7 protein-coding genes are annotated in these 5,639 nt (G+C 72.8%); 5 read left to right on the forward strand and 2 right to left on the reverse strand.

Annotation, left to right across the window (positions count from 1 at the left end; translation table 11 throughout):
• The coding region (locus tag VGI02_RS17545; RefSeq protein ID WP_331629135.1) for a MarR family winged helix-turn-helix transcriptional regulator at positions 1-440 on the reverse strand (440 nt) is incomplete at its 3' end.
• Between the two features lie 90 nt (positions 441-530).
• Between VGI02_RS17545 and VGI02_RS17550 the strand changes: the two genes are divergently transcribed.
• Complete coding sequence (locus VGI02_RS17550; protein ID WP_331629137.1) at positions 531-1,523, forward strand: NAD(P)H-quinone oxidoreductase; 993 nt, start codon at positions 531-533, stop codon at positions 1,521-1,523.
• Positions 1,524-1,555: 32 nt separating this feature from the next.
• On the opposite strand, the gene VGI02_RS17555 is transcribed toward VGI02_RS17550, so the two are convergent.
• The gene (locus VGI02_RS17555; protein WP_331629139.1) at positions 1,556-2,773 is read right to left on the reverse strand and encodes a cysteine desulfurase-like protein; all 1,218 of its coding nucleotides are present in this window, start codon (positions 2,771-2,773) and stop codon (positions 1,556-1,558) included.
• Positions 2,774-2,959: 186 nt separating this feature from the next.
• Between VGI02_RS17555 and VGI02_RS17560 the strand changes: the two genes are divergently transcribed.
• The 4 genes from VGI02_RS17560 to VGI02_RS17575 form a co-directional block, all read left to right on the forward strand.
• Positions 2,960-3,523, forward strand: a complete 564-nt coding sequence (locus VGI02_RS17560; protein ID WP_331629141.1) for a bacterial proteasome activator family protein — start codon at positions 2,960-2,962, stop codon at positions 3,521-3,523.
• A 24-nt stretch (positions 3,524-3,547) separates the two neighbouring features.
• Positions 3,548-4,516: a galactan export ABC transporter permease subunit Wzm/RfbD gene (gene wzm / locus VGI02_RS17565; protein WP_414638307.1), complete on the forward strand. Its 969-nt coding sequence runs from the start codon at positions 3,548-3,550 to the stop codon at positions 4,514-4,516.
• Positions 4,517-4,521: 5 nt separating this feature from the next.
• Positions 4,522-5,367: a galactan export ABC transporter ATP-binding subunit Wzt/RfbE gene (wzt, locus tag VGI02_RS17570; RefSeq protein WP_331629147.1), complete on the forward strand. Its 846-nt coding sequence runs from the start codon at positions 4,522-4,524 to the stop codon at positions 5,365-5,367.
• The coding region (locus tag VGI02_RS17575; protein WP_331629143.1) for a glycosyltransferase at positions 5,364-5,639 on the forward strand (276 nt) is incomplete at its 3' end. The genes wzt and VGI02_RS17575, both read left to right, overlap by 4 nt.

Consider the following 5,639-nt stretch of genomic DNA (forward strand, 5'->3'; position numbering starts at 1 on the left):
CGCTCGAAGACGTCGCCGATCACCCGGCGCTCCTCGTCGTCGAGCAGGTCGACGAAGTGCTCCCGCACCCCGTGCAGGTGATCCGGGGCCGCGGCCTGCAGGCGTGCGAAGCCTTCCTCGGTGAGCACCGCGAACACCCCGCGGCCGTCGGAGTCACACACCTCGCGGCGCACCAGGCCCTCGGCCTCCAGGCGCGCGATCTGGTGGGAGAGCCGCGACTTCGAGGCCACGACCTCCTCGGCCAGCGCGGTCATGCGCTGGCGGTGGTCCTCCTTCTCGGAGAGCCGGACGAGAATCTCGTAGTCGGCGAACGCGAGCTGGTGGGTCTCCTGCAGCTCCCGACCCAGCCGACCGAGGAGCAGGGCCTGCCCGGCGATGTAGTTCCGCCAGGCCCGCCACTCCTCGGCGTCGAGCCAGCGCGGCTCCTCGGTACCGGACATCGCTCCATCGTATCCGCACACACCCAGGTCGTTGGACCGTTCGCCGGGCCACCGGGCGGCGTCGGGGCGGCACCGCTAGCGTCCGCCGTCGTGTACGGCATCTCCATCCGTGAGTTCGGCGGTCCCGAGGTCCTCGAGTGGACCGAACAGCCCGACCCGGAGCCCGGCACCGGCGAGGTCGTCCTCGACGTCGTCGCCGCCGGGGTCAACCGGGCCGACGTCATGCAGCGGCAGGGCAACTACCCGCCGCCGCCGGGCGCCTCGGAGCTGCCCGGCCTGGAGTGCTCCGGGCGGGTCAGCGCGATAGGTCCCGGGGTGAGCGGATGGAGCGTCGGCGACCTCGCCTGCGCGCTGCTGTCGGGCGGCGGCTACGCGGAGAAGGTGGCCGTCCCGGCCGCGCAGCTGCTGCCGATCCCCGACGGCGTGTCGCTCACCGACGCCGGCGGCCTGCCCGAGGTGGCCTGCACGGTCTGGTCGAACGTCGTCCTGCTCGGGGGACTGCACGCGGGCCAGACCTTCCTCGTGCACGGGGGCAGCGGCGGGATCGGCACGCACGCGATCCAGGTCGCGAAGGCCCTGGGCGCGACGGTGCTGACGACGGCGGGCCACGCCGACCGGCTGCAGACCTGCCGCGACCTCGGCGCCGACCACGCGCTGGACTACCACGGCGACCTCGTCGAGGACGTCAAGGCGGCCACCGACGGGCGCGGGGCGGACCTCATCCTCGACAACATCGGCGGCCGGACCCTCGCGGCCAACCTGGACGCGCTGGCCACCGGCGGACGACTGGCGATCATCGGGCTGATGGGCGGCGCGAAGGCCGAGATCAACCTCGCGAAGCTCCTGACCCGGCGCCTGTCGGTGGGCGCGACCTCGCTGCGGGCGCGCCCGGTCGAGGGACCCGACGGCAAGGCGGGCATCGTCGAAGCGGTGCGCACCGACCTGTGGCCCCTGGTCGACGCCGGCCACGTCCGGCCGGTCGTGGCGGAGCGGATCCCCGTCCAGGAGGCCGCGCGGGCGCACGAGCTGATGGACGCGGGCGGCGTCGTCGGGAAGCTGGTGCTCGTGGTGCGGGACGAGTAGGTGGCCTCCGGCCTTGTGAGCGCGAAGCGCACCTAACCGGTCGCGACGGCCCGGACGAGCGCGTCCACGTCCGAGCGCGAGGTGTAGTGCGCGAGGCCGACCTTGACCACGCCGCCGATCTCCGCGCCGCCGATGACCTCGAGGGCGCCCTGATCGCCGGGGTCGATGAGCACGCACACGCCCTGGTCGGCGACCCGCTCGGCCACCTCCTGCGCGGTGCGGCCCGCCACGAGGAACGCGACCGTCGGGATGCGCCGCGCGGGCTCGCCCAGCACCGTCACACCGGGCAGGAACCGCAGCTCGGAGACGAGGTAGGTGGTGAGCTCGTCGTGGTGGCTGCGCAGCGAGGACATCGAGGTGAGCACCCGGTCGCGACGGGAGCCCGAGGCGCGGTCGTCGAGCTCGGCGAGGTGGTCCACGGAGGCGACCAGGCCCGCGTAGAGGGCGTACGGGGCGTCCCCGACCTCGAGCCGCTCCGGCCCGCGGGCGGCGGCGTCGAAGGACACCGCGGGCAGCCGGTCGAGCAGCTCCGGGGTCCGGAACACCAGCGCGCCGACCGCCGGGCCGCCCCATGCCGCGGCCGAGAGCACGACGACGTCGGCACCCATCGTGTCCATGTCCAGCGGGAGGTAGGGCGCGGCGGCCGTGGCGTCGACGATCATCAGCGGCTCGATGCCCGAGGCGGGCGCGGGGAGCGCGTGCACCTTGCGGGCGATCGCGGCGATCTCGGTGCGGGTGCCGATGTGACCGCAGGCCGCCGTCACGGTGACGACGCGGGTGCGGGGGCCGAGCAGGTCGTCGTACTGCCAGCTGGGGAGCTCGCAGGTCTCGACGTCGACCTCGGCGGTGCGCACCGCCCCGCCGGCGCGGCTCGCGGCACGGGTCCACGGGGCGACGTTGGCTCGGTCGTCGAGGCGGGAGACCACGACCTCGTCACCCAGCGCCCAGCCCGCGGAGAGCACGTCGGCCAGGCGCTCGAGGAGCGCGGGGACCGAGGCGCCCAGGACGACGCCCTTGGGCTCCGCGCCGACGAGGTCGGCCACCGCACGGCGGGCGGCGTCGACGATGGCGCCGCCACGCTGCGAGGCCGGGAACACCCCGCCGGGCGGGGAGACGGGAGCGCGCAGCGCGGCGGACACGGCGGTCGCGACCTGCTCCGAGACCTGCATCCCGGCGGGCGCGTCGAGATGGATCCAGCCGTCACCGAGCGCGGGAACCTGGCCCCGGACCCGAGCGACGTCCACCGTCATGCTCCAGTACGGTACGTCGGCTCCGCCCCGTAGCCGAGGGCGGTCTCGCGGGCGCCCGATCGGCGCACCCTCCGCCCTCCGCCGGACCGGTCAGCGCCGTCCTGTCGCCGGATGAGCGCACCAGGCCGTTCCTGCCCCGCGAGAGACCCACGCGGCGGAACCCCGGGATCCGCCAGGATGGGCACCATGAGCGAGCACCCCGATGCACCGGCCGGGGACCAGGTCATGATCGTCGGCCCGGACGGCACCCCCGTCGGCACCGTCCGCGTGCCCGGCGGTGAGGGGTCCCCCCGCGAGGACGCCCCCGACCGCGAGGGCCTCTCGGGCGCCGTCGAGGAGCCGGCGAAGGTCATGCGGATCGGCACGATGATCAAGCAGCTCCTCGAGGAGGTCCGCGCCACCGAGCTCGACGACGCGAGCAGGCGCCGCCTCAAGGAGATCCACGCGGCGTCGCTGCGCGAGCTCGAGGCCGCGCTCTCACCCGAGCTGCGTGAGGAGCTGGCCCGCATCATCGCCCCGTTCGACGACCGGACGCCGTCCGACGGTGAGCTGCGCATCGCCCAGGCCCAGCTCGTGGGCTGGCTGGAGGGCCTCTTCCACGGCATCCAGACCGCCCTGATGGCACAGCAGATGGCCGCCCGGATGCAGCTCGAGCAGATGCGTCGCGGACTGCCCGCCGGGTCCGGCGGCGGCTCCGCGCAGGCCGGGGCCGAGTCCGCGGGCGGGGGGACGACCGGCCAGTACCTCTGAGCCCCCCGGGTACGCTCACCCGCCGTGGCCGTCCCAGCACTCGCGCGACGTGGCGCCGACGATCCGTCGGGCCCGCAGGACGCCGCGGCTGAAGCCCTGCACGCCTCCTCCCCGCGCTCGTGGCGGCGGGCGTTCGCCGACATCACCGCGGCGATCGACCAGCGCGAGCTGTGGGGTCACCTCGGGTGGCAGGACATCAAGCAGCGCTACCGCCGGTCCACGATCGGCCCGTTGTGGATCACCATCAGCATGGCGGTCACCGCTGCGGCGCTCGGCGGGCTGTACTCCCAGCTCTTCGATCAGCCGATCGGCACGTTCATGCCGTACGTGACCGTCGGCTTCATGATCTGGTACTTCATCAGCGCCTGCGTGCTGGAGGGGACCGAGACCTTCATCGCCAACGAAGGCCTCATCCGGTTCCTCCCGGCCCCGCTGATGATCTACGTCTTCCGCACGGTGTGGCGCCAGGTGCTGTTCTTCGCCCACAACGTGGTCGTCTACGTCATCGTGCTGGCGATCTTCTTCCCGCAGATCTCCGAGCCGTACCGCATGGTGAAGACGCTCTCCAACGGCCTGCCCGGGATCCTGAGTCCCGGCCTGAGCTGGTGGGCGCTCCTCGCGATCCCGGCATTCGTCGTCATCGTGATCAACGGCCTGTGGGTGTGCCTGCTGTTCGGGATCATCGCCACGCGCTTCCGGGACATCCCGCCGGTCATCTCCAGCTTCATGCAGCTGTTCTTCACGATGACGCCGATCATCTGGACCCCGGACCTGCTGGCCGGCGGCGAGCCGGGGAGTGCGAAGTACGTGGTCGCGCAGCTGGCGAAGCTCAACCCCTTCTACCACTTCATCGAGATCTTCCGGGCGCCGTTGGTGGGTGGGGTCCAGAGCTGGACCCACTGGGCCGTGGTCGGCGTCATCACGGTGATCGGGTGGACCCTGGCGCTGGTCGCGCTGCGCAATTACCGCTCCCGCGTCGCCTACTGGGTGTGAGCTCCATGGTCTCGATCGATGTCCAGAACGCCTCCGTCGACTTCCCGATCTTCGATGCGAAGAACCGGTCGCTGAAGAAGTCCGTCCTCGGCCGGGCGGGCGGGCACATCACCGACGCCAAGGTCCCCGTCGTCGAGGCGCTGCGCGACGTGTCGTTGTCGCTGCGCCAGGGCGACCGCGTCGGGCTCGTCGGGCACAACGGGGCGGGCAAGTCGACCCTGCTGCGCCTGCTCGCCGGCATCTACGAGCCGACGCGGGGCCGCACCCGGATCCAAGGCCGCGTCGCCCCGGTCTTCGACCTCGCCGTCGGGATGGACCCGGAGATCTCCGGGCTGGAGAACATCCTCATCCGCGGGCTCTTCCTCGGCATGTCCCGCCGGGAGATGGAGCGCCGCGTCGACGAGATCGCGGACTTCACCGAGCTCGGCGACTACCTGACGATGCCGCTGCGCACCTACTCCACGGGGATGCGGGTCCGGCTCGCCCTCGGCGTCGTGACCTCGATCGACCCCGAGATCCTGATCCTCGACGAGGGCATCGGCGCGGTCGACGCGGCCTTCCTGGAGAAGGCCCGCGACCGCCTGAGCGACCTCGTCAGCCGCTCCGGGATGCTCGTGTTCGCGTCGCACTCCGACGAGTTCCTCGTCGAACTGTGCGACACCGCGATCTGGATGGACGCGGGCGAGATCAAGGAGCAGGGTTCGCTGCGCGAGGTCGTGAGCGCCTACAAGGGCCGGGATCTGTTCGACTCCCTGAGCCCGGAGACGATGCGGCGCCTCCACCTGCAGGGCGACGCGGCTGCCGCGGCCGGCTCCGGGGAGCCCACCGACGAGACGGTGGGCCTGCCGTGACCGCCCCGGACACCGAGGTCATCTGGGGCGTCGTCGTCACGCGCCACCGGGCCGATCTGCTGGCCGACGGGCTCGCCGTCCTGGCCAAGCAGACCCGCCGTCCGGACCACCTCGTCGTCGTCGACAACGGACCGGACGAGGCGACCCGCGAGGTCGTCGAGTCCTGCGGCCTCCCGTCGACCTACCTGCCGTCGCGGCACAATCTCGGCGGCGCGGGCGGCTACGCCCTGGGCATGCTCACCGCCCTCGCCCACGGCGCGGACTGGCTGTGG

The organism is Actinomycetospora sp. (genome assembly GCF_036497245.1).
GTDB lineage: Bacteria > Actinomycetota > Actinomycetes > Mycobacteriales > Pseudonocardiaceae > Actinomycetospora.

Coding starts and splice junctions, on each gene's coding strand:
- VGI02_RS17555 (WP_331629139.1), bottom strand. CDS start 2,773: ATGACGGTGGACGTCGCTCGGGTCCGGGGCCAGGTTCCCGCGCTCGGT.
- VGI02_RS17560 (WP_331629141.1), top strand. CDS start 2,960: ATGAGCGAGCACCCCGATGCACCGGCCGGGGACCAGGTCATGATCGTC.
- wzt (WP_331629147.1), top strand. CDS start 4,522: ATGGTCTCGATCGATGTCCAGAACGCCTCCGTCGACTTCCCGATCTTC.